The organism is Embleya scabrispora DSM 41855 (genome assembly GCF_000372745.1).
Lineage (GTDB): Bacteria > Actinomycetota > Actinomycetes > Streptomycetales > Streptomycetaceae > Embleya > Embleya scabrispora.
The window spans coordinates 1-1,389 of record NZ_KB889652.1 but is presented as its reverse complement, the minus strand read 5'-3'; the positions used below and the strand labels follow the sequence as shown (position 1 = coordinate 1,389).

Sequence of the window (1,389 nt, the reverse complement as noted above, 5' to 3'; positions counted from 1 at the left end):
CCGCGTCCGACAACTGCGGGCGCCCCGCCCGGTTGGCGACCTGGAGCACACCCCGGATGCGCTCGTGGGTGCCCAGCGGCAACAGGAACGCCGAGCCGAGATCAAGTCCCACGGCGGTGGCCACCACCGCGCGCGGATCGTCGCTGAGGTCGTGGCTGGTGATCGTCTCGCCCGAGCCGAACACTTTGCCCATCAACGTGCTTTCGCCGGACATGACCAGCCCCCGGACGCGGTCGGCGAGGGGGCCCGAAGCGGCCTCCACGACCAGGTCGTCGGTGCCGGGCACCGGCACCGCCAGGGTCACCAGGTCCGCGTCGGCCATCGCCCGGATGGTCGCGGTGAACGTGCGCAGGACGTCGGCGGGTGTGTCGCCGGAGAGCAGGCTGCGGGTCAGGTCCGAACTCGCGGTCAGCCAGCGCTCGCGTCGGCGCGCGTCGTCGTACAGGCGGGCGTTGTCGATGGCGACGCCAGCCGCCGCCGCGAGCGTGCGCAGGACCGCCTCGTCGTCCTCGTCGAAGTCGGTGCCGCCGCGCTTCTCGGTGAGGTAGAGGTTCCCGAAGACGGTGTCCCGGATCCGGATCGGCACGCCCACGAAGGTGTTCATCGGTGGATGGCCCGGAGGGAAGCCGAACGAGTCGGGGTGCTCGGTGAGGTCGTGCAGCCGCAGCGGGTGCGGGTCACGGATGATCAGCCCGAGGATGCCGCGCCCGGTGGGGAACGGGCCGATCCGCAGGATGGTCTCCGGGTCCATGCCCACCGGAAGGAACCTGGCCAACCGATCCTCGTCGCCGATCACCCCGAGCGCCCCGTACTCGGCGTCGACCAGGGACACCGCCGACTCCACGATGCGCCGGAGCACGGTCTCCAGGTCCAGGTCGCTGCCCACCGACAGGACGGCCTCCAGCAGGCCGTTCACCCGGTCCCGGGTCGAACGGACCACCTCCACGTGCGCCTGGAGCTCGTCCAGCAACTCGTCCAAGCGCATGCGCGGCAGTGCCGGTCGCTCGTCCGACGCCACAAACCCCTCCCACGGTCGGCGATCCTGTCTGAACACTTCTCGAGTCCATCGTGTCAAACCACGCCCCCCGCGTCTTCCCTTCGCCGAACGGCGTCACCACGGTTCCGGTTATCGACCGGCCGCCCCTGCGGGGCACGCCGACGGGACGGCGCGCGGGGTGCCGAGCGACCGTGATCCGGCGACCGTTCTCCTGGGTCGCGCCGCCCGCTACGGTGACAGGCGCGGGCGCCGTCGGCGTCCGACAATGGAGCCACGAGTGACCTCTGGAGGAGGGCTGTGTCGACGTCGCCCATCCGCGTGTTCCTGCTCGACGACCACGAGGTGGTCCGCAGGGGCTTGGCCGACCTGCTCGGCGGTGAACCCGACATCGA

The 1,389-nt window shown here is 71.2% G+C and carries 1 protein-coding gene and 1 pseudogene; one reads left to right on the top strand and one right to left on the bottom strand.

Annotated elements, in window-relative coordinates:
- Positions 1-1,018 (bottom strand): GAF domain-containing protein (locus A3IC_RS0116325; protein WP_020551121.1); only part of this gene is annotated, 1,018 nt, incomplete at its 3' end.
- A gap of 285 nt (positions 1,019-1,303) precedes the next feature.
- Between A3IC_RS0116325 and A3IC_RS71060 the strand changes: the two are divergent.
- Positions 1,304-1,389 (top strand): annotated as a pseudogene (locus tag A3IC_RS71060) (DNA-binding response regulator); the annotation flags it as partial.